This window comes from Flavobacterium stagni (assembly GCF_004122105.1).
In the GTDB taxonomy this organism is placed as follows: domain Bacteria; phylum Bacteroidota; class Bacteroidia; order Flavobacteriales; family Flavobacteriaceae; genus Flavobacterium; species Flavobacterium stagni.
In genome coordinates, this window is sequence record NZ_SBKN01000006.1 from 107,494 (window position 1) to 129,868 (window position 22,375).

The window sequence follows — 22,375 nt, forward strand, 5'->3', positions numbered from 1 at the left end:
GACTATTAAGAACCGATTCCTTGGTAGAGGAATCCAATTTCTTTCATTTTATCTGCATCTAATAAATTTCTTCCATCAAAAACAAATGCTGGCTTTAACATCGCATCGTAAATTCGTTGCCAGTCATACGATTTAAACTCGTCCCATTCCGTCAAAATTGCAATAGCATGCGCATTTTTACAGGCTTCATAGGGGTCATTGCAAGACTCAATTGCTTTATCATTTTCTTCGGGCAAACGCGTTTCTAGATAATTTAAATCACTCTGTATTTGTCGTGCCGATACTTTTGGATCGTAAACCGCTATTTGCGCTTGTTCATTGAGCAAATCGTCAGCTACGTAAATGGCTGCTGATTCACGGGTATCGTTGGTGTCTTTTTTGAATGCCCAACCTAAGAATGTTATTTTCTTTCCTGAAACGGTATTGTAAAGCGTTGACACTATTTTACGCGCAAAACGATTCTTTTGGTGGTCGTTCATAATGATAACCTGCTCCCAGTAATCGGCCACTTCTTGCAAGCCAAACGATTTAGCGATATACACTAAATTAAGAATGTCTTTTTGGAAACAAGATCCTCCAAATCCAACAGAGGCTTTTAAAAATTTAGGACCAATACGACTGTCCATACCGATCGCTTTGGCTACTTCATTGACATTGGCTCCTGTTTTTTCACACAATTCTGAAATGGCATTGATTGAAGAAACACGTTGCGCTAAGAAGGCGTTCGCTGTTAACTTTGACAACTCAGATGACCACAAATTGGTTGTTAAAATTTGATGGGAAGGTACCCAATTCGCATACACCTCAACCAATTTCTTAATCGCAATTTGTCCGGCTTCATCCGTTCCACCTCCAATTAACACGCGGTCTGGTGCTAAAAGATCTTCCACTGCTGTACCCTCTGCTAAAAATTCAGGGTTGGATAGAATTTGAAATTGAACCCCATTACCCGTATTGTCAAGAATGTTTTTTATGGCTTCAGCGGTACGAACTGGCAATGTCGATTTTTCAACGACAATCTTATCTGTGGTAGCCACGCGAGCAATCTGACGTGCACACAATTCAATATATTTTAAATCTGCAGCCATCCCCTTTCCAGCCCCATAGGTTTTGGTAGGTGTATTTACAGAAATAAAAATCATTTGTGCCTCATCAATTGCCTCATCTACTTGGGTAGAAAAAAATAAATTCTTCCCTCTAGCTTGTGCTACAATTTCACTTAAACCGGGTTCATAAACGGGAATATTTTCAACGTTTGGATCATTCCAACGTGCAATACGTTCTTCATTTAGATCCACCACTGTGACTTTAATATGTGGACATTTATGAGCGATGACTGCCATTGTAGGTCCGCCAACATACCCTGCACCAATACAACAAATAGATGTAATACTCATTATTTATTTGGTTAAGTTGTTCCAATACCAATCTACTGCTTCTTTTAATCCGTCAGCAAAGGGGTATTTTGGATTATAATTTAATAAGCGTTTTGCTTTTTCAATACTTGCTTTTGAATGTGGAATATCTCCATTGCGATTGGGTCCGTAGGTAATTTCCACATGCTGAATTTCTGGATCGTATTTACTTAGGTATTGTTTCAGTAAATCCACCATTTCATTTAACGTAATTTGATCCCCAACAGCCGTATTAAAAACGGTATTGATGGCTTCACTATTTTCTGTAAACATGGCCAATTCATTCATTTGAACCACATTGTCAATGTAGGTAAAATCTCGTGAATAACTTCCGTCACCATTAATTACCGGCGATTCCTTTTGCATCAATTGCATGACAAATTTTGGAATAACCGCCGCGTATGCTCCTTGCGGATCTTGTCGTTTCCCAAAAACATTGAAATAGCGTAACCCAATGGTTTCTAAACCGTATGTTTTTGAAAAAATTTCTGCATACAATTCGTTCACATATTTTGTGATGGCATAAGGTGACAAAGGTTTCCCAATTTCTTCTTCAACTTTGGGTAGTACTTTAGAATCACCATAGGTTGAAGAACTTGCCGCATAAACAAATCGTTTTACACCGGCATCACGTGCCGCCACCAACATATTTAAAAATCCGGATACATTCACATCATTAGAAGTAATCGGATCGTTAATGGAACGCGGTACCGAACCCAAGGCAGCTTGATGTAACACATACGTTGCCCCTTGCACCACTTCCTGACATGTAGCTAAATTTCGGATATCCCCTTCAACGAACTTGAATTTTTCGTGCGTGATAAAGGCATCCATGTTTTTCTTATGCCCGGTAGCAAAATTATCAAGACCGACCACATGAAATCCATTAGCCAAGAAATATTCTGCTAAATTGGAACCGATAAATCCGGCTACACCGGTTACAACAATTGTTGTAGTGGTTTTGTTTTGCATGAAACTATTTCTTTTGTAAACTTTTCTTTATGAAATCTCTAATTTTATCCCAAAATGTAATCGGTGCATCTTCTTCATGATAGCCATTGGAATAATTTCCATAGCCATAACCGTAACCGTAGCCATAGCCATAACCTGTCCCGTATTTGGCTTTATTTTCAAAACCATTCAATACGATACTCACATTGGACAATTCATCTCGTTGAACCCGGTTGTTGATCAAACTTACCATTTCCTTTTTTGTGAAATTTTGTCGCATGATATACAACGTTACATCCGCAAAAGGTGCTAACTCAATTGCATCCGTTACCAGTCCCACCGGTGGAGTATCCAAGATAATATAATCGTAACGCAACTTTAATTCTTCAATAAACTCGCGCATTGTTTCTCCCATAATTAACTCGGAAGGATTGGGCGGTATCGGACCAGAAGTAATGACATCTAAATAAGGAATTTTGGTCTTTTGAACAATCTCATCCAACGAATTTTCACCAATTAGGTAATTGACAATTCCTATCTTATTTTTTAGATTAAAATCATCAAAAATCTTAGGCTTTCGTAAATCCAAACCAACAATTACCGTCTTTTTCTCACTGATTGCAAATACTGTAGCGATATTGATGGAACAAAATGTTTTTCCTTCACCCGACACCGTAGAAGTCAACATCAATGTTTTACTGCCTTCCTTATTTTGCTTTTTGTATAAAAATTGCAACGAAGAACGCAAGGCTCTAAAAGACTCCGATAAAGCGGATTTAGGCTTTTCAAAAACTGCCAAATTAGACGATGTATGTTTGATTCCAATAACTCCAATTAATGGAATATTGGTTAATGAACTAATATCTTCCGCATTTTGAATGGCATTATTGATAAAGAAAATTAAAAATACAATGAGCAACGGAATCAATAATCCCACAAACAAGGCAATCACATAATTCACCCCAGTACGAGGACCAATCAAACCACCACCAATATCTTTGGCAGGATCAATAAATTGAACGTCGGAAAGATTTGCCGCTTTTACAATTTGCGCTTCGTTTCTTTTTTGCAAATAGGCATCAATAACACTATTACTCAAATTAAATTTTCGAGTAATTCGTAAATAATCCTGACTTTCTTCAGGTAATTTTTCAATCTTCCCTTCGGATTGTTGAATTTTACGGTTAATCTGATTGGATTCGGTTTCGATCGCTACTTTGGCCGCCGCCACATTTTCGAGCAAAACGCGCTTTACAGCAGCGATTTCATTATCAATGTTGTTAAACATCAATTCGCTTTTTACCGAGTAAGCCATTTCAGAACGACGCACCGACAAAGCAATTAACTGTGCTACATTATTGATAATATTGGGTTCTTCAATCCCTGCTACCGATGGAGCTGGTAACTTGGAATAATCTTTACTATTTTTCAAATAGGAATTTAACGCATTGTAATAATTGATTTTGCGCGTAACAGCATCCCGAGCCAAATCCAATTCCTGAATTTGTAATTGATACGTCTCGCCACGCTTTTCAATTTCTAATACATTTCTGCCTTTGCTAAAATCTTTTAAATCGTTATTCGCTTCTTTTAAATTTTGCTCCATTAACGTAAGCGTCGTATCGATATATTTAATGGTATTTTCCGCAAATAAATTTTTACTCTCCAATTGTTTTTTCATCAACATACGAACCGTCTCGTTCAAATAATCAACGATACGCGCTTTATTGGTTCCTTGTAATGAAAGTTTTATTATCGAACCTGCTTTTTCATCAATCGAAACTTTTACATTTCGATATTGTGTCACTACATCATCAAAATTATTGAGCTTCACAATATATTTTTGACCCACATAATTTCCAGGCAAATCTTTGATATCTAGTGTCCAACTCAAAAAAGGAAGGTTAACTTTTTGCCCTACCTTGAATCGTTTTTTATAATCTCCCGAAACCACCGATTGCGTTGATTTCACATTGGTACTGTAATTAATTAACGGTACTGAATTGGAACTAAAATGAGTGGTTAATTCGTATTCGTTCGGACTCACAAATCGGATGTTCATGGGATTTCCTAACATCTGATCTTTGGTTTTGTCTAAATGAACTAAAAATGGCGTGTAACCGTAAACATCCTCTGTAAAATACTTTTCTTCTTTGAGGTAATCCACATAGAATGATAATTTATCAATCACCAATTCATTGTGGGACCGTGATTTCAAAGTGGTGGCGATAGTCTGCACCTGATCGGATGTGCCACCCCAATTGAAAATCAAACTGGTATTGTTGGTAAAAAGTGGATTCTCTTGTTCTTTTACGGCTAAAGTTGTTTCTAACGAATAAATCTTTTGCTTGCGAATATTCACCTGATAAGCCACGAAAAGTGAAATGGCTAATCCCAAAACAAACCAACGCCAATAACTTCCCGTTTTAATCAAAAAAGCCTTAAAATCAAAGCTGTTCTGTTTTTCAAAAAAAGCAAAATCTTTAATATCTAACATCTTAGCTTAGTTTTTTAGAATTAAAAAAATGGTCGTAACCAAAGACAAGGCAGTGATAATGGTAGCCAAAGATTCTTTTCCTGTCCCGCCAGTTCCCCATGATTTTTGTTTCAATGGCTTCACATAAATTAAGTCATTGGGTTGCAAGAAAAATACGGGGGAGTAAATGGCATTCGCATCCGTTAAATCAATACTGTACGTTTTAATACCACCCGGAAATTGACGCAAAACCTTGACATCTTTGCGATCTCCCGTAATTGTAACATCCCCGACATTGGCCAACGCTTCTAAAATATTAACGCGATCTTGGTATAAAACTTTAGAGCCCGGGCTGTTCACTTCGCCATTAGCTGCATAACGAAAACCGGCTAATTTTACACTAACAAACAATTGAGCTTCTTTTTTGAAATAATCGCTCAATAATTTAGTTTCTACTTTGATTCGTGCTTCTTCTACCGTATTTCCTAGCACATTGATTTCACCCAAAACGGGCAAGCGAATGTTTCCATGATCATCTACGGTATAGCCATTGAAATACACATTTTCAACTGTTGGGGAAACCGTCGATTTGTTGGAATTGAATATTTCTACCAATTTTTCATCAACCGTTTTTATATTCACAGTAACGACATCATTCACCTGAAGACGATAGGGCTTGGCCGCTTCTATAACTTGATTTTCAATTTTTGGGGATTTATTTTGTAGATACGTTAAATCTTGCGTTGATACACAGGAAGTCAACATCAATAACAAGAAGACGGAAAACGTCAGCAGTTTGGTTTTCATCAAATTTGTTTTAGCCAACAAAGATAGTTTTTCAAACGTAAAATCAAAAGTGAAGCCCTAGTTTTATCTAATTATTTTTAAGGGAATTTTCGAAGGGAATTCGGTGTAAAATACTACGCCCAAGGGTGACCTCATCGGCGTATTCCAACTCATCGCCCACTGCAATTCCGCGTGCAATGGTGGAGGTTTTGACACTAAAATCTTTGATTTGTTTGTAGATGTAAAAATTGGTGGTATCGCCTTCCATGGTCGAACTCAAGGCAAAGATCAACTCTTCCACCGCTCCCGCTTGCACTTTTTGTACTAATGAAGTAATATTCAACTGGCTCGGTCCTACCCCATCAATGGGTGAAATTTTTCCGCCCAACACATGATAAATGCCTTTGAACTGATTGGTGTTTTCAATCGCCATTACATCGCGCACATCTTCGACCACACAAATAATTTGATGATTCCGCGCCGGATTACTGCAAATTTCACATACGGCAACATCAGCAATATTATGGCAACTTTGACAGAATTTAATTTCGTCGCGCATTTGAGTCAATGCCCCAGCCAAAAAATGAGTATGCTCTGCAGGCTGTTTCAATAAATGCAATACCAATCGTAAAGCGGTTCGCTTCCCAATTCCCGGCAATTGCGCCATTTCATTCACTGCTTTTTCCAATAATTTTGACGAAAATTCCATTTCACAAAAGTACATAATTTGAAAAACGCATCATTATTTTTGTACATTTCGACACTAAAAAATTCTATTATGAGTCCGATCCTGATTCTTTCCATCATTCTCGTTTACTTTGGAATTCTCATCTTTATCTCCAATGTGGTGAGCAAAAAAGGTACTGACAACGACACCTTTTTCAAAGCCAATAAAAACTCCAAATGGTACCTCGTTGCCTTTGGAATGATTGGAACCGCACTTTCAGGCGTGACCTTTATCTCCGTTCCCGGTGCCGTTGGAAATCCGGAAACACAGTTTTCCTACTTTCAATTTGTACTTGGAAATGCGATCGGATTTTTAATCATTGCTACCGTACTTCTTCCGTTGTACTACCGCATGAACCTGACCTCAATTTACAGTTATATCGAGCAACGTTTAGGAACCATCAGCTACAAAACGGCCGCTTCCATCTTTTTGATTAGTCGTACAATTGGGTCGGCGTTCCGACTTTATTTGGTGGTTTTGGTGCTGCAACGGTATGTTTTCGAAGCATTTAAAGTGCCGTTTGCAGCGACGGTTTTGATTTCGCTCGGACTCATTTTCGCTTACACTTACCGTGGCGGATTGAAAACGATAATCATCACCGACACGTTACAAACTTTTTTCCTTGTCACCTCTGTTTTTCTTACCATTTACTTCATTTGCAGTAGCCTGAATTTCAGTCCGACCCAAGCTTTTGAAGCCGTAAAAAACAGCAGTTATTCGAAAATCTTTTTCTTCGAAGATTACCTTAAAGGCAATTTTGTTTGGAAGCAAATTGTGGGCGGCATCTTTGTAACCATTGCCATGGTAGGCTTGGATCAAGATTTGATGCAAAAAAACTTAAGTTGTGCTAACATTAAAGAAGCCCAAAAAAACATGTTCACCTTCACCGGAATATTCGTCATCATCAATTTATTTTTCTTGAGTGTGGGCGCTTTATTGTATTTGTACGCGGATCAAAATGGCATCGAAGTACCAAAAGTAAACGATGTGGCACGAACCGATTTGTTATTCCCTGAAATCGCGTTTCATCATCTTGAAATTATTCCTGCGGTTACCTTTTTACTCGGACTCACCGCAGCGACTTTTGCCACTACCGACAGTGCCCTGACAGCTCTAACCACGTCATATTGTGTGGATTTCTTGCAAATGGACAAAGCAGAAAACAACAAAAGAACACCTGAAGAAATGGTGAAATTGCGCCACAAAGTACATTTAGGATTTTCTTTTTTATTGTTCCTTGTGATCTTACTGTTTAATGCACTTAATGATGATTCGGTAGTGAAAATGATCTTTAAAGTAGCCAGTTATACCTACGGCCCACTTTTAGGCTTGTACGGATTTGGCTTGTTTATGAAGACAAAAACCGTTCGCGACCAGTGGGTTCCAGTGGTTTGTATCATTGCGCCATTATTGTGCTGGATAATGACCACGTACTCGAAAGATTGGTTTGGCGACTATCAATTCGACAACGAACTTATCCTCGTCAATGGTTTATTGACCTTCCTAGGTTTATTGATGATCAGCAAACCTGCGGTTACCGAAACCCGATTTTAATATTGGTTCGTAGCCAAAAGCACTAAGGTACAGGCTACCTCAACCTGAATTTGATGTTGGATTAACTGAGCATAAAACGCCGGATTTTCTGTTCCCGGATTGAAAATAACTCGCCGTGGCTGCAACCCAATAATGTAGTCGTAATAGGCTTGTTGATGTATCGGATTTAGGTATAAGGTTACTGTATCAACATCCTTCAACTCGGGCAAACCTGTTTGAATGGAAACTTCATGAACAACTTCTTCTTTACGCCCAAGGGCAACTACTTCATGCTGGTGTTTTTGCAAACGCAGTAACGCTTGGTAGCTGTAGCGATCGGGATTGGAGGACGCGCCTAGAATTAAGGTTTTCATAAGTAACGGTTAATTTTTTCATACAAAAATACAACTAAAAGATCGTTCCCTTACCTTTGTCCCATGAGCGAATTCATTTTCTTACTAGCGGCCTTATTTTCGGTACTTAACCCCATCGGGACCGTTCCTATTTTTGTGGCTTTGACCCAAGATTATACCAAGGGCGAGCGTTCTACAGTATCCATGTGGACCGCCATCAATGTCTTTTTGATTTTAATCATCTCCTTTTTTGTGGGGCAATATGTGCTTACTTTCTTTGGTATTACGATTCCGGCTTTACGCATTGCAGGCGGTATTATCATTGCAAGTTCGGGATTTGGTTTACTCAATGGTAAATTTAGTCGCAACAAAGGATTGGACAAAAAAGCCGAAGAAGAAGCGCAACAACGCGACAGCATTGCACTCACACCCTTGGCCATGCCGATGTTGGCTGGACCCGGTTCGATTTCATTACTCATTGCCTACTACCAAGAACACCATAGCACCAATGATATCATCTCTTCGTGCCTAGCCATCTTGGCGGTCGCACTTTTGATTTTTATTATTTTACGCAGTGCGCACTATCTGGCTAAATATTTAGGGGCTTCCGGAATTGTGGCAATTTCACGCATTGTCGGTTTTTTAACCATTGCCATCGGTATTCAATACATCATCAATGCTTTAAAGGCAATCATTGGTGATTTATTTTAAATAAAAAATCCCAACTTCATTAGAAATTGGGATTTTTTATTGTTGATTTTATCCATTAATTCTTTGGCAAAAACACTTCTGCCATCATACAGCGAGCACTTCCACCACCACAAGCTTCAATGGTATCCAAACTCGAATGTAGGATAGTAACATGCTGTTCAATCTGTGCAATCTGCTTTTTGGTCAAGGCTTGATAGGCCGATGAACTCATTACCAAATAGCGTTTACCATCTGCCCCTTTCACTTCAAGCATGTTTCCAGCAAAATTATTTACTTGTTCTTCGGTAATTAAAATGATGTCTTTCTCATCACTGCGCAACGAGTCCAAGACCATTTTACGTTCTTTTTTATCATCAATACAATCTGCACAAATTACGGCAAATGTATCGCCAATACACATCATCACATTGGTGTGGTAAATGAGTTTTCGTTCACCACCCACCGTTTGAAATGCCTCAAAAATCACAGGAGTGTATTCGAAATCTTCACAGAATTCAATCATTAATTCTTCATCAGCACGCGGAGACAACGCACAATAGGCTTTGCCGTTTTGGCGATCGAGCAACAAACTTCCGGTTCCTTCCAGAAAAATATTGTCTTCTTCCGCTGAAGTATAATCCATGATGTCGTTCACCACAAATCCTTTTTCTTCCAAGATATCCAAAATATCTTCACGGCGCTCGGCACGACGGTTTTCCGCAAACATCGGATACAAAACCACATCCCCCGTTTCATGAAAAGAAATCCAATTGTTCGGAAAAATACTATCGGGCGTATTGGGCTCTAGGGTATCCTCAACCACAATTACATCAACCCCAGCCATCCGCAATTTTTGCACAAAAGCATCAAATTCTTCCTGCGCTTTTGCATTCACCGTTTCGGGCGATAAGCCGTCCAAAACTTTTTGGTAATAATTGTTCACCGCCGTCTGTTCGTTCATTCGAAACGCAACAGGACGAATCATTACAATGGAGTTAGTCGTTTGATTCATAGTGTATATTTTAGGGCTTCCCCGGATTTAAATTTAGATTTTAGAGTTTAGATTTTAGATTTTAGAATTTAGCCCCGAAACTTTGGGAGGAATTTAAAATATTGTAATTTAAAATTTAAAATTTCTCTCGGGCGTGCCCTTCGGGCCGGGCTATCCGCGGTGCACGGCACCTTGCTTCTATCCCTCACGCAAAAGTGCACCGCAACTTAATCCCTAATTAAAGGCAGGGTTGAGCAACGCAACAAGCCTTCTTGCTTCGCGATTTCTGCATAAGGAATTTCCTCAACAGTAAATCCTTTGCTGCGCAACCAGGTATTCAATCGGGTGAAATTGCGTTCGGATACCACTACATCTTCCGCAATAGAAAACACATTCGAATTCATATGATACATTTCATCGCGTGTGATGTGGAATAAATTTTCTTTCCCAAACATTTTCAACAAAAAGACATAATCGGCTTCTTCACGAAACCCACTTTTGTAAATGATACCTTTGTCTTTCCCCACCGGTTGAAAACAACAATCCAAATGCAAGGCATTGTCGCGGGCTTCTAATTTGGATTTTACCAAATCAAAGGCTCTCACCTTTTTATTAGGAAACAGACTTTGAATATACTCAACACCTTGTAAGTTAGTACGAGCCGTGATATAATCTTTATAATCAGAGCCTTTGTACGTTCCGATAAAAATATAATCGTTCCAAGGCATCACATCGCCACCTTCAATATGCACTTCTTCGGGTGGACGTTTTACTTTATTGGGATCCATTTGATCGATTACGTATTGAATCGCATCCAATTCACGCTCCCGATCGGGTAAAATATTGGCTTTGATAAAGGTATCTTCAATCACAAAACCGATGTCACGGGAAAAAATTTGGTTGTAATTTTCTATGATTTCAGGACGGTATACTTGAACGCCATACTTTTGAAATACGGCATGAAACGCTTCCATTTCATTGACCATATCAGCCTCTACAGGATAGGTTCCGGCTAAAATATGTTCCAACGATTTGGGATCATAAGCTTCTTCGGCAGTCGGTGTTGGTCCGTTACTTTTTGCGGTTCCCAACACCACGGCCCTCAAGCGTGACGTTTCATTTTTAATATTTAATTGTAGCATAAATTTGTTGTTGGCTTTGGACAAATATAAAAAAGCTCCGCCGAACGGCGAAGCTTTGTTAGTAAGTAACGAATACGTTTAATTTTTTATTAACTTCTCGGAAATCACATCGCCGTTGGCAAGGCTTATCGAGATAATGTAAACGCCATTGACATAAGCGCTCACATCAACTTTATGGCGGGTTGTTTCCGTCATATTTTGTTGCATCACAATTTTTCCGTCTATAGTTGTAATTGTAAATCCATTAAATTCCCCTTCATCTACTGCAATCTCAACCTCATTGTGGGCAGGATTAGGCACCAAGGTGAATCCGTTGCCGATGCGCACTAAATTGATTTCTTCTGGAATTAAATCTAATGCTGTAGTTTCTTCTTCTGGTTTGGTTTCATAAGGTGATGTTTTATACAAATAATTACCACTACACCCTTCCGGATACGCTGCAAAATGCGAACCGGTCATGGCTTCAAAACCAGGCAACAATTCCACAAAGTTACCGGCATGGTACACCACACCATTTCCAACACCATTATTCCCTTGAGAAATTACATTAGATGCCCGAATCCAATCCGAACGCTCTTTATGTTTATTGGCTAAAGGTCCGTTATTGCTAGTATCATCTGCAGGAGAAACCAAAGTCAGTGTGGGCAAACAACAGTTTTGAAAAGTCACATCGGGTCCGACAGCTGCCGATTCATCAGTGATCGTATAATAAAACGTGCCGGCGGGACAATTCACGCTAAATGTCGCTTCAATATGAAACTCAAAATCGCCTTGTGGATTGGTTCCAAAAATATTGGGTGGCAAGGTAAAACAGAAATTTCCTCCTGATTGTGTGGTAGGCGCATTAACCGTTCCTACTACGGTGTTTCCTTGCATTACTTGCAATACCAAAGTACTTAACGTAGCGTTCATCGGTGGACTGTACGTTCCACAAACTTGAATAGGATCAGATGGAGTGCTTGTTGGACAATTCAATTGTATCGGATTAATGTTTAAAGCACCTAAGGTTGGCGCCCCACAAATAATACCACATACATTATCGATATAAACCGTACCAAAGTGTGCCGAAGGCTGGCAGTCACTCACTGACAATTCTAAAATACCGGGTTGTCCTAAAAGTTCCCCCACATTCAATCGCGCACACACCCATCCCGTATACAAAACGCGACGATTGGAACTCACATTAATGCGGTTGAACAAACAGTTATCGGGATTGGCGATGATACAAAATTCATCCACAATGTTTCCATTAACATCTTTCACTCGTGCCCGAAAATAGGGTTGAATTTCTTGTTCATGATCCGGTTTATTATCCATAATCAATGAAAAATTGAAATCCAATGTGGCTTCATTGATTACCGGAAAATAACGAGAAACCGTCGATAAATCGGACGAACCCATACCGCCAGTGTTGTTGATTTTTATACAACGTGTTCCACCGTTATTATTTAGTGTAGGCACATTGACTCCTAATCCCGCCAATACCGGATCAAATTGTTGGTAATTGGCAGCATTACTATCAATCAATGTCGCACGTGAATTAAAATTATTTACCGTTGGCGTCAACACATTGGTTGTGGTTAAAGCTGTAGGTGTAGCACAGGATTGGAAAAAAGCGGTACCCGATTGCGGCTGCGGATGTAAATCCGCCCAAAAAGTATACCCCGCAGTACCGTCTTCAAAATCCCCATTTACGCAGGTTTGTTGCGCGCTTACTGGAATACTTCCTGCGCGGAAATACGCAGTTTTTTCAGGAAATTTGGTAAAAAACAACTTGCGTAATTCGTTGCGTTTGGCAGCAATTAATGCTTTTTCGATTTCTGCATCGGTAAAATCCTCGTGCGTTCTGAGCTCTTGAATGGTTTGCTCCGAAGTGATTTTTGATAACCGATATTTGGTAAAATTGGCTTCTACAAATTGTTCTACCTCACGTTCAATGCTAGTAGCCATTTGTATTCTTTTATTTTCATCGTCCAAGTATTCTTGAACTTGTGCCCGTCCGTATGAAGATTTCAGCAGCAGGGCACCTATCCCGAGGAGATACAGTACCTTTTTCATCTTACTTCATTTTTTGGATTAGCAATTCCACTTGAGCTTTTAAGGTCTCAATTTCTTTTTGTTGTTGGTTTAAAGTAGCCTGTTGTGTTTCAATTTTTTTATCTTGATCAATAATATAAAGAGTTAACTCTTCAATTTTTTCCATGTGTTTTGCTTGCATAGCAGCTAGGTCCAAACCTTCAGCAGCTAATTGATCTGCAGAAGCAACACCAGGTAAATGTTTGTTTTTTTCAATAAAAGAAGCAACTTCTTTTAATGGCATTAATTTATAATCTTTAGCGAAAACATAATCTGCCCAGTTGTTTGAGCTACGTAATGCCACTTTTACTTTTTCAGTCAAAATACCTCCTTCAACATATAATCTGTAATTTCCAGTTGTTGTAGGATATAAAGTAGTATTTCCGATATAAATTTTCCCATTAACTGTACTAGTCGATGTATTGAACCAAATATTTCTACTGTTCATATTCACTACACGATTTGTACCTGTAGTTGTTGCTTGGTTGATGCTTCCATTAGCAGAATACAAGCTTGTATCCGTTGATGAAATTAAATATGGAGTGGCTGCTGAACCATTCCCTGAAACAGAGATATTGGGTCCGCCTTGAATTACCGTTTGCGGCAAAGTCACAGTATTACCATTAGATATTGCCAATACATTTCCAGTTAAAGAAAGAGTTTGTGCATCGGTATCCGTATCGGTTGGCAAAGTAAAAGAACCACCTCCATTGGAAAGTGTAACAACATTTCCGTTTTGGGTTAAGGTTTGTAGTTCATTATTTGGATTAGAATCTCCATCGGCTGGCAAAGTAACTGAGTTTCCATTTGAAATAGACAAAACATTACCTGCTAAAGCCAAGGTTTGTGCATCGGTATCCGTATCGGTTGGCAAAGTAAAAGAACCACCTCCATTGGAAAGTGTAACAACATTTCCGTTTTGGGTTAAGTTTTGTAATTCATTGGTCGGATTGGAGTCTCCATCAGCTGGTAATGTTACTGAGTTTCCATTTGAAATGGACAAAACATTCCCTGTTAATGCTAAGGATTGCGCATCAGAATCAGAAGGGATTGGAATCGTAACGGGTGTACTTGCCACTCCGTTAACTATAGTAGTTAATTGATTATTTTCTGCAAAAATAGTGGCTACTGAATTCACAATAGGTGCATTGGATGACACCCCGTTTACGGTACTGGTCAATGTATTTTGATCGGACAATAAGGAATTTGTTGTTCCTACATTCTCTAAAACTACATCTCCTGATGCGTTTACAGTTAGAAATTTACGACTAACACTTGTAGCAGCTGGAACAAAAGCATTCGTTAGATTAGTAAAACGCAACCCTGAAAACCCATTTGTACCTTGGGTAATTTCTACTTTATTTCCAGGAGTTGAAGTACCAATTCCTACTCTTCCTTCAACGAGTAGACCATTTGCAGGGGCTGTTAATCCTGCCATCGGACTAGCATTTGAAACAAAACTTTTACCGATTACTACTCCGCCATTTACTTCAAGTCGGTTGGAGGATAACACATTATTCCCTAATCCAATACCCACATTACCTGTATTTGAAATCGTCATGCGTTGTGCTCCATAACCATCCGCTAGAATGATTGTTTTATCCGCATCGTTTCCTATTTGAACCTGTGAGGTAGCAAAAGGATTTACAATCACTTTTCCTAAAAAGACATTTCCGCTACCTCTTTCAAGGTTAACAGCAGTTTCTGTTCCAATGAATATGTTATGATGTCCTGAAACTAAATGTCTGGGTGAAAAATATCCCAATGCGATATTTCCGTCACCAGCATTGATTTTTAATGCTGAATATCCTAAAGCTGTGTTCATATTCCCAGGCTCAGACAAATCTCCCATGGTTCTATGTCCAATAGCTACATTAAAACTACCTGTTAAATTGTTTTCTAGAGTACGGGTTCCAAAGGCTGAATTAAGCGAACCGGTATCGTTAAATTTCATTGAACTTGCACCAAAGGCAGCATTAAAACCGCCTTTCGGACTCATTAAAGCTTGAATACCGAAACCAGTATTACTATTACCCCCATTATTCATTAAGGTGTTTACACCAAATCCACAACTAAAATTCCCAGAGTTGTTAATCCCAGAATTTTGTCCATAAAATGTGTTGTTGAAAGTTTGTGTAGTCGTTGTTGTTTGTGCGAAAAACATAAAAGGAGCACCTAAGGTCAGGCACAACCATACTAAAGTAGTTTTTTTCGTTTTCATAGGCGATAGTTTAGATTTGGGGACGGGTTAAGTTTTTGTAATTTTTTACATCTTAATTTATTAATTGAGTTTGACTTATAATGTGTGTGTTTTGAGTATAACAAAGTAACACAAAAAAACCCTACCGCGCACGATTAAATACGTGTTAAAATCGATGTATTACATTCTTTTTTATTTTTTATATTATTTTTCTTACAAATAAGAACGTATACAAAAAAAACTCCCCGAAGGGAGTTTTGTGTAATAAATTATCTATTTTTTATCTTTTATTGATATCAACAAAGGAACGTAAAGGATACCCCGTATAGACTTGACGAGGACGTCCAATTGGTTCTTTATTCACACGCATTTCTTTCCATTGGGCAATCCAGCCAGGTAAACGACCTATGGCAAACATTACAGTAAACATTTCCGTTGGAATTCCTAATGCACGGTATATAATCCCTGAGTAAAAATCAACGTTTGGATATAGATTACGTGATTTAAAGTAGTCATCTTCCAAGGCAACTTGCTCTAACTGTTTTGCGATAGACAATAAAGGGTCATTTACCCCCAATTTTGTCAACACTTCATCAGCCGCTTTTTTGATGATTTTTGCACGTGGATCAAAGTTTTTATACACACGGTGACCGAATCCCATCAAACGGAATGGATCATCTTTGTCTTTTGCTTTTAAAACATATTTGGCTACATCACCACCATTATTGTTTATTTCTTCAAGCATTTCTAAAACTGCCTGGTTAGCTCCACCATGTAGAGGTCCCCATAATGCCGAAACTCCGGCAGAAACAGAAGCAAATAAACCGGCATGAGAAGAACCTACAATTCGCACAGTAGAAGTTGAACAGTTTTGCTCGTGATCGGCATGAAGGATAAACAATTTATCCAAAGCATCAACGATTACAGGATCCGTAACATAGGGTCCAGTTGGCAATTCAAACATCAATCGCATGAAGTTTTCTACATATCCTTTTGTATTATCGTAATAATTTAAAGGATAACCCATTGATTTACGATAGGTCCATGTAGCAATTACAATGAATTTCGCCATTGTTTTACACACTGCGATGTACATTTCTTTTTCATTGTGTGGGTCCACCGATTTTGGATTAAATGCTGTTAATGCACTGGTCAATGAAGCAAGTACTCCCATTGGGTGTGCTGTTTTTGGAAAACCATCGATGATATTTTTCATCTCTTCATTCACCAAAGTATACTTGCGAATATCTTCTTCGAACTGATTTAACTGAGCCTGTGTTGGCAATTCTCCAAAAATCAACAAATAAGAAACTTCCAAGAAGCTCGCTTTCTCAGCTAGTTCTTCAATGGAATACCCACGGTAACGAAGAATTCCTTCTTCACCATCCAAAAAGGTAATTTTACTTTCGCAGGAACCTGAATTTTTGTATCCAGGATCAATAGTAATTGCACCTGTTAAGGCACGTAACTTTTCAATGTCGATGGCTGTTTCATTTTCACTCCCAACAATTACGGGGAACTCATATTTTTGGCCATCCAACTCTAATATTGCAGTTTTTGACATGATATAAATAGGAAATTAAATCTGATAAATAATAATTTAACAAATTTAGAGAATTAACATCGAATTAAAAAAGAAAGATTCTAACGATTTCGTTAAAAAAACAATAAATTTTGCAAGATTGCTATAGTTAAAAATTAAAGTTTGTCTAAACACCTCGAAAGTCAATATTGAATCAAGGTGTTTAGCAACCTACTTTTTATTCTTTAACTACTTTTTTCACAACCATGCCTTCAGCTGTATATATTTTTAAGAAGTACGTTCCTACTTTATACGTTGAGAAATCTAATTGAACTGTTGGCAAAGAATCAAAATGAATCTGAATTAATCGCCCTTGCACATCAAAAACTTCTACTTTATCAATCAATTGAGTGGCAACAATAGTTAAACTATTTATAATTGGATTCGGACTTACAGTACAAGTTACCGATTCTAATGGATTTTCCACCTTTAAATCTTGATAAACCGTTTGTGATATTCCAGTATCTACTGGATTACTATAATCGAAAAAGATATCGGCTCTTCCATTTACAAAATCCCCATTATTCAGATTGTCCTTGGAGCGCACTTTCATCAATACATTGCCATGACCGCCCGTATCGACTTGTAAGTTGGGAAAAAATATTTCCACAATATTATCTTTTTGACGGGTATAACTCGTGGCGGATGTTTCTAAAAGCTGAACAGAATCTACAGCATACTCGGCAGGATTAATATTTAATCGAACGACTACCTGTTGTGCCGATTGTGAACCTGTATTTTCAAAATTAACCATGTAATGTAAATAAGAACCGACTGCACTTAATGGCAATTGATTCCCTTCCAAACAAATAATATTATTGGGCTCGTAAGTTGCTACCGCAGTTTCTGTAAAAACTAAGGCATTATCCTGTGGTTGTGCATCTGCACTGGGTGTCATCCCCACTTCAAATTGTAATGAATCCCCCACATTGACTGCAGGAACTTGATTTGGAGAATTGACGTACACTTCTAACTCCACTAATCGGGACTCAAAGGGTTGTAAATCGGTGTAAACCCAAACCCATTGCCCTTGGGTTTGATTAGTAGGCGGAACTGTTGATGATAATAGGGTTACTTTACCCCATTCATAATTTAAGTAAAAAAGTCCGTTAAGTATTTGATTCCCTTTATTGCGAATTAATAACCGCATCGTAGAAGTATAACCGGGGCGCAATCGTAATTCAGGGGCAATTGTAATTTCACCATCAGGAAAATTTCCATTGGCACTAATGCAAAAATCTTGAGTACTCACTTGTCCATTGGGCTGTGAAAAACTCAAAGTGGCCACATTCGGATTAATCGAAAAATAGGAAGGATTTTCTAATTGTGGGAGTAATTGAATTGGAGCATTTGTTCCTGTGGGATAAAAAGTATATCCATTACCAACAGCGCTAAATGTTGTGCCATTTTCGTTTGTATTTTGAAAATTAATTTTCACCAACGAAGCCAAACTGTCAGCACTATCGCAACCATTTTGATCGCCATCGTAACGGAATACTCCTGTGATAGTATTGTAATTCCCTCCCGGTTGAATCGTACAATAATCATTTACTTGCGCATTGCTCCCTCCTATGCTAACGGCTTGCTGGAATTCAGCAATGGTCGCTTGGTCGGTACAAACATATTGCAGTGACGAAAGACTTTGTAATGAGAGCATTTGATAGAATGTTCTACCATTTTTAGCATTGATAAATTGTAATTGCGGTGCATTACTAATTTCCAGATAACTGAGCGCTGGCAAATCATCGACATTAACACTTTGCAACACATTACAATTGTTCAATGTCAATGTGTTTAATATAGGCAATGCAGGCAACACCAATTGTTGAAAGTCATTTTCACTTAAATCTACCAACAATAAGTTGCTATTGGTTGACAAATTAATAGTGGTCAACCCCATTCCTTTGGCTAAAAGTGTTTTTAAATTCACTAAAGGATTTAAATTGGGAACAAAAGCATTATCGGATATTTTCAAATAAATCAAATCAGGCACTTGATTTAAATCCAACCCCGTCAACTGACAACTTTGTAGCGATAATGTCGATAAATTGGAAACAAACTCCAAATTCACATTTTGCAACGGATTGAAGTCGGCTTTTAGTGATTCTAACAAACCTACCGGTTGCAAGTCTAATGCAGTCATTTGATTATTAGAACAATCCAAATCTTTTAATAGTGGTACTCCTGATAAATTTAAACTAGCAATTGAATTTTGATTAACTTTTAACAGCTCAAGATTGGGAAGTGAAAAGTTAAAACTAGACAAAGCATTATAACCCACCTGCATTTCTCTCAAATTATCAAAAGCTTCAATCCCGGTTAAATCGGCAATCGAAGTCGCATTGGGAAAGGATGTATTGTTGATTTTTAAACGTAGAACAGCTTGTGCTTCTACGACTTGGATTTCTCCGTCATCATTAGTATCTGCATCACCGTCATAAATCCCGTCATTATTAAAGTCAGCACACAATGTACTGGTCAATTTATTTTTAAAAATAGCATCCGGAATCACCACATTTTGTGCCGTAGCCGTAAGTCCCCCCCATAGAACCCAGAAAAGTAAAAGTTGCTTCATACGCCTGGATTTATAATGTTTTTGTTATCAATTCTTGTAACCTTTCTTTATTGCGTTGTGAAATGGGCAAATGCGTTTGATCCGCCATAATCACATAGCCTCCGTTTTTTTTGACATAACTTTTCAAAAATGTCAGGTTGATCAAGTGCGACTGGTGAATACGCACAAAACCATGATCACGGAGTAATTCTTCAAATTCTTTTAATGTACGAGACACTAAAACAGGTTTGTTATTTCGAATGTAAAAGGTTGTATAATTATCTTCACTTTCACAACGAATAATATCGGCAATTTCAAACAAATGGATTCCGTCAGAATTAGTCAACGCAATTCGTTTGAAGCTGTTGGTTTGTCGTTTAATATTTTCCAACAACAATTCTACATGGGAAATACCTGTAGCATCGTCTTGTGATTTTTTTACTTTTTCTATTACCGAACGTAAATCATCCGGATCAACAGGTTTTAGTAAATAATCCAACGCACTAAAACGGAAAGCTTTCACGGCATATTGTTCGTGAGCGGTAATGAACACAACCTGACTTTCCAATCGGGTAGTACTTTGGGTAAAATGTTCGAGCACATCAAAGCCAGTACCGTCATTCAATTGAATATCCAAAAAGATAAGCTGCGGTTTCCACTTTTCAATTGCGGCAATTCCGGATTGCACATCTTCGGCTTCGGCCACAATTTCAACTTCAGGAGCAACCATGGATAAAAGCCCTTTCATTCCACTGCGTAGAATTGGGTCGTCGTCGATTAAAAGTGCGGATATTCTCATCTTATTGCTCTAAAAATTGTAACGGAATAGAAAGAACAACCTCAGTTCCTAAAACTTCTCCGTTTTGTGTTAATTCATTAATAGCTATTCCAGCGGATTTCCCCGTAGTTGAGGCAATTTTTTCCAAACGCATTCGAATAATTTCGATGGCCATGGATTTATGTACAGAAACCGATTTTTCCTTAATTTTTTGTGAGGCAGTAATCCCTATTCCATTATCCGTCACATAACATTTTAATTGGTCATCGACGACATCAAATTGAATGGAAATTACACCCGAATGTTTTTTGGGGACAATTCCATGTAAAATCGCATTTTCTACAAAGGGTTGAATCAATAAAGGAGGCAATCCCATATTGTCTTCAATCTCCTCAGATTTTTCTATTGTGAACGTAAAAACTGCATTAAAACGCAATTGTTCTAATTCCAAATAATTTTGTAATGCATCGATTTCTTTGTCAATTGAAATCAGGGATTCCTTCGAGAACTCAAGTGTGAGACGCATTAATTTAGAAAACTTAGCCAAGTATTTAACGGCCGATTCTTTTCCATTATTTACAATAAAACTTGAAATCGAACCCAAACAATTGAATACAAAATGCGGATTCATCTGTAAATGTAAGGCCTTTTGTTCATATTCTGCGAGTTCTTTTTGCAAAGTGAGCGTTTTTTTAATCTGTAAACGATTGTACCACAGGAATCCAAGACCGAACAACAACACGGCAATCAACACCGAATATATTAATTGCAAGCGATTTCTTTTCGCTGATTCTTGAATTAATAAGTCCTTTTTCAACAAGGCTTCTTTTTGCAACAAATTGCGTTTATCAAATTCAAAATTCAACTCGGCTTCTACTCCTCTTCGAATGGACGCTTCATTTTGAATACTGTCTTTGAGTTGGGTATAAGCTTTATAATGCCGATACGATTCGTTTACATTGCCCTCTTTTTCGGCCAATTCGCTCAGCAACTTCTCTACCAACATTTGTTGTTCCAACACTTGATTGGTTTTCGCAAGCGTCAAGGTTTTTTGAGCAAAGGAACGAGAATTCGCGGTATTCCCTTTTGTTTTCCAATATTCCGCCAAATAATAATAGGTATCGGACAAACCAAATGTTTCACCAAATGTCGTAAACTCTTGTTCCGCATTTCGCCAAGCTTGTAAAGCGGCGGTATCGTTATGCAACTTTTGATGGAGTAAACCAAGGTTATTGTAGAGTTCGCCCAATCCTCGCTTATCTTCATTTTTCTCTAAAATCGCATTAGCTTTGGTATAATAGCCTTGTGCTTTTTCAAGCTGTCCTAACCCCATGTAAGAATTTCCAATATTGGTATATGTGACACCGAGTATGGGATCTTGCTTTTTCTTTAAAATTTTCTCTGTCTTGGCAAAATAAGACAAGGCCTTGTAATAGGATTTTTGGGATTGGTATAAAACGCCAATATTATTGAAAAGCTTAGCACAACGATCTTGATCGCCAATAGCTTCATAAATCGTTACCGATTTCAGATAGAATTCGAGGGCCTTGGTGTAATTACTTTGTTCTGAAAAAATAATTCCCAAACTCCCTAAAGATTTGGCTAAACCAATTTTCACCTCGGGATCGGACTGATTTTCAGTTTCGAAAATTTCTTTTGCTTTTTGAAATAATGTCAAAGCTTTTCGGTAATCGGATTGTAAAACAAAAGAATTCCCCAGGTTAATATAGGCGTCACCTTGTCCTTTTTTATCATCAATCTTTTGAGACAATTCTAACGCTTGTTGGCCAAATTGCCGCATCTTTTCAGGCATGCTAGGCTTAAAGGCATCGCTTAAGGCGTTTAAAAGATGAACCCGATTCACTTCATTATGTTCGGACTTCAAAATTTTCTGAATACTATCTGCTGCTCGGTTTTGTGCACATGCACTTCCGAGTCCAAAAAACAAGAGTATCCATAAGTAGGTTCGCATCATGAAAAAAATCTGGAGAATCAAAGATAAATAAATCCTTTAATCAGCCGCGAGTTAATGAGCATTTGCGGTCGAAAACCGAGAATTTGACGCATAAAAAAACCCTACTTGTTGAAAAGCAGGGTTTTTGCTATAATTTATGAGCTAAA

Annotated in this window: 16 protein-coding genes; 2 read left to right on the forward strand and 14 right to left on the reverse strand. The window is 38.1% G+C overall.

Going from position 1 to position 22,375, the window contains the following annotated elements; genetic code table 11:
* Nucleotides 1-5 precede the first annotated feature (5 nt).
* From EQG61_RS10450 to recR, 5 genes are all read right to left on the reverse strand, one after another.
* Nucleotides 6-1,397, reverse strand: coding sequence for a UDP-glucose 6-dehydrogenase (locus EQG61_RS10450; protein ID WP_129461868.1), 1,392 nt, complete (start codon nucleotides 1,395-1,397; stop codon nucleotides 6-8).
* A 3-nt stretch (nucleotides 1,398-1,400) separates the two neighbouring features.
* Nucleotides 1,401-2,387, reverse strand: coding sequence for an SDR family oxidoreductase (locus EQG61_RS10455; protein WP_129461869.1), 987 nt, complete (start codon nucleotides 2,385-2,387; stop codon nucleotides 1,401-1,403).
* Nucleotides 2,388-2,391: 4 nt separating this feature from the next.
* On the reverse strand, nucleotides 2,392-4,863 hold the full coding sequence (locus EQG61_RS10460; protein ID WP_129461870.1) for a polysaccharide biosynthesis tyrosine autokinase: 2,472 nt from the start codon (nucleotides 4,861-4,863) through the stop codon (nucleotides 2,392-2,394).
* Between the two features lie 6 nt (nucleotides 4,864-4,869).
* The gene (locus EQG61_RS10465; RefSeq protein WP_129461871.1) at nucleotides 4,870-5,649 is read right to left on the reverse strand and encodes a polysaccharide biosynthesis/export family protein; all 780 of its coding nucleotides are present in this window, start codon (nucleotides 5,647-5,649) and stop codon (nucleotides 4,870-4,872) included.
* A gap of 67 nt (nucleotides 5,650-5,716) precedes the next feature.
* Nucleotides 5,717-6,337, reverse strand: coding sequence for a recombination mediator RecR (gene recR, locus EQG61_RS10470; RefSeq protein WP_129461872.1), 621 nt, complete (start codon nucleotides 6,335-6,337; stop codon nucleotides 5,717-5,719).
* Between the two features lie 69 nt (nucleotides 6,338-6,406).
* Between recR and EQG61_RS10475 the strand changes: the two genes are divergently transcribed.
* Nucleotides 6,407-7,909 (forward strand): sodium:solute symporter, encoded by a 1,503-nt coding sequence (locus tag EQG61_RS10475; RefSeq protein ID WP_129461873.1) that lies wholly within the window; start codon nucleotides 6,407-6,409, stop codon nucleotides 7,907-7,909.
* Here the strand turns inward: EQG61_RS10475 and EQG61_RS10480 are convergent.
* Nucleotides 7,906-8,262 (reverse strand): CoA-binding protein, encoded by a 357-nt coding sequence (locus EQG61_RS10480; RefSeq protein WP_129461874.1) that lies wholly within the window; start codon nucleotides 8,260-8,262, stop codon nucleotides 7,906-7,908. The two genes, EQG61_RS10475 and EQG61_RS10480, sit on opposite strands and share 4 nt — an antisense overlap.
* Before the next feature lie 63 nt (nucleotides 8,263-8,325).
* On the opposite strand from EQG61_RS10480, the gene EQG61_RS10485 reads away from it, so the two are divergent.
* Nucleotides 8,326-8,952, forward strand: a complete 627-nt coding sequence (locus EQG61_RS10485; protein WP_129461875.1) for a MarC family NAAT transporter — start codon at nucleotides 8,326-8,328, stop codon at nucleotides 8,950-8,952.
* Nucleotides 8,953-9,007: 55 nt separating this feature from the next.
* Here EQG61_RS10485 and ctlX read toward each other — a convergent pair whose 3' ends face one another.
* The 8 genes from ctlX to EQG61_RS10525 form a co-directional block, all read right to left on the reverse strand.
* Nucleotides 9,008-9,943 carry a citrulline utilization hydrolase CtlX gene (gene ctlX, locus EQG61_RS10490; protein WP_129461876.1) on the reverse strand — a complete coding sequence of 312 codons (936 nt, stop codon included), beginning with the start codon at nucleotides 9,941-9,943 and terminating at the stop codon, nucleotides 9,008-9,010.
* A gap of 206 nt (nucleotides 9,944-10,149) precedes the next feature.
* A complete protein-coding gene (locus EQG61_RS10495) occupies nucleotides 10,150-11,064 on the reverse strand; it encodes a dimethylarginine dimethylaminohydrolase family protein (protein WP_129461877.1) in 915 nt (304 codons plus the stop codon).
* A gap of 78 nt (nucleotides 11,065-11,142) precedes the next feature.
* The gene (locus tag EQG61_RS10500; RefSeq protein ID WP_129461878.1) at nucleotides 11,143-13,122 is read right to left on the reverse strand and encodes a 3-coathanger stack domain-containing protein; all 1,980 of its coding nucleotides are present in this window, start codon (nucleotides 13,120-13,122) and stop codon (nucleotides 11,143-11,145) included.
* 1 nt (nucleotide 13,123) lies between these two features.
* Nucleotides 13,124-15,361 (reverse strand): SlyX family protein, encoded by a 2,238-nt coding sequence (locus EQG61_RS10505; RefSeq protein ID WP_129461879.1) that lies wholly within the window; start codon nucleotides 15,359-15,361, stop codon nucleotides 13,124-13,126.
* A 259-nt stretch (nucleotides 15,362-15,620) separates the two neighbouring features.
* On the reverse strand, nucleotides 15,621-16,904 hold the full coding sequence (locus EQG61_RS10510; protein WP_129461880.1) for a citrate synthase: 1,284 nt from the start codon (nucleotides 16,902-16,904) through the stop codon (nucleotides 15,621-15,623).
* Nucleotides 16,905-17,100: 196 nt separating this feature from the next.
* Complete coding sequence (locus tag EQG61_RS10515) at nucleotides 17,101-19,497, reverse strand: DUF7619 domain-containing protein (RefSeq protein ID WP_129461881.1); 2,397 nt, start codon at nucleotides 19,495-19,497, stop codon at nucleotides 17,101-17,103.
* Nucleotides 19,498-19,507: 10 nt separating this feature from the next.
* Complete coding sequence (locus tag EQG61_RS10520; RefSeq protein ID WP_129461882.1) at nucleotides 19,508-20,275, reverse strand: LytR/AlgR family response regulator transcription factor; 768 nt, start codon at nucleotides 20,273-20,275, stop codon at nucleotides 19,508-19,510.
* A gap of 1 nt (nucleotide 20,276) precedes the next feature.
* Nucleotides 20,277-22,229, reverse strand: a complete 1,953-nt coding sequence (locus EQG61_RS10525) for a tetratricopeptide repeat protein (RefSeq protein ID WP_129461883.1) — start codon at nucleotides 22,227-22,229, stop codon at nucleotides 20,277-20,279.
* Nucleotides 22,230-22,375 lie beyond the last annotated feature (146 nt).

Bases quoted from the DNA above. Each gene is read 5' to 3' on its own strand.
- EQG61_RS10450 (WP_129461868.1), bottom strand. From the start codon at position 1,397: ATGAGTATTACATCTATTTGTTGTATTGGTGCAGGGTATGTTGGCGGA.
- EQG61_RS10455 (WP_129461869.1), bottom strand. From the start codon at position 2,387: ATGCAAAACAAAACCACTACAACAATTGTTGTAACCGGTGTAGCCGGA.
- EQG61_RS10460 (WP_129461870.1), bottom strand. From the start codon at position 4,863: ATGTTAGATATTAAAGATTTTGCTTTTTTTGAAAAACAGAACAGCTTT.
- EQG61_RS10465 (WP_129461871.1), bottom strand. From the start codon at position 5,649: ATGAAAACCAAACTGCTGACGTTTTCCGTCTTCTTGTTATTGATGTTG.
- recR (WP_129461872.1), bottom strand. From the start codon at position 6,337: ATGGAATTTTCGTCAAAATTATTGGAAAAAGCAGTGAATGAAATGGCG.
- EQG61_RS10475 (WP_129461873.1), top strand. From the start codon at position 6,407: ATGAGTCCGATCCTGATTCTTTCCATCATTCTCGTTTACTTTGGAATT.
- EQG61_RS10480 (WP_129461874.1), bottom strand. From the start codon at position 8,262: ATGAAAACCTTAATTCTAGGCGCGTCCTCCAATCCCGATCGCTACAGC.
- EQG61_RS10485 (WP_129461875.1), top strand. From the start codon at position 8,326: ATGAGCGAATTCATTTTCTTACTAGCGGCCTTATTTTCGGTACTTAAC.
- ctlX (WP_129461876.1), bottom strand. From the start codon at position 9,943: ATGAATCAAACGACTAACTCCATTGTAATGATTCGTCCTGTTGCGTTT.
- EQG61_RS10495 (WP_129461877.1), bottom strand. From the start codon at position 11,064: ATGCTACAATTAAATATTAAAAATGAAACGTCACGCTTGAGGGCCGTG.
- EQG61_RS10500 (WP_129461878.1), bottom strand. From the start codon at position 13,122: ATGAAAAAGGTACTGTATCTCCTCGGGATAGGTGCCCTGCTGCTGAAA.
- EQG61_RS10505 (WP_129461879.1), bottom strand. From the start codon at position 15,361: ATGAAAACGAAAAAAACTACTTTAGTATGGTTGTGCCTGACCTTAGGT.
- EQG61_RS10510 (WP_129461880.1), bottom strand. From the start codon at position 16,904: ATGTCAAAAACTGCAATATTAGAGTTGGATGGCCAAAAATATGAGTTC.
- EQG61_RS10515 (WP_129461881.1), bottom strand. From the start codon at position 19,497: ATGAAGCAACTTTTACTTTTCTGGGTTCTATGGGGGGGACTTACGGCT.
- EQG61_RS10520 (WP_129461882.1), bottom strand. From the start codon at position 20,275: ATGAGAATATCCGCACTTTTAATCGACGACGACCCAATTCTACGCAGT.
- EQG61_RS10525 (WP_129461883.1), bottom strand. From the start codon at position 22,229: ATGATGCGAACCTACTTATGGATACTCTTGTTTTTTGGACTCGGAAGT.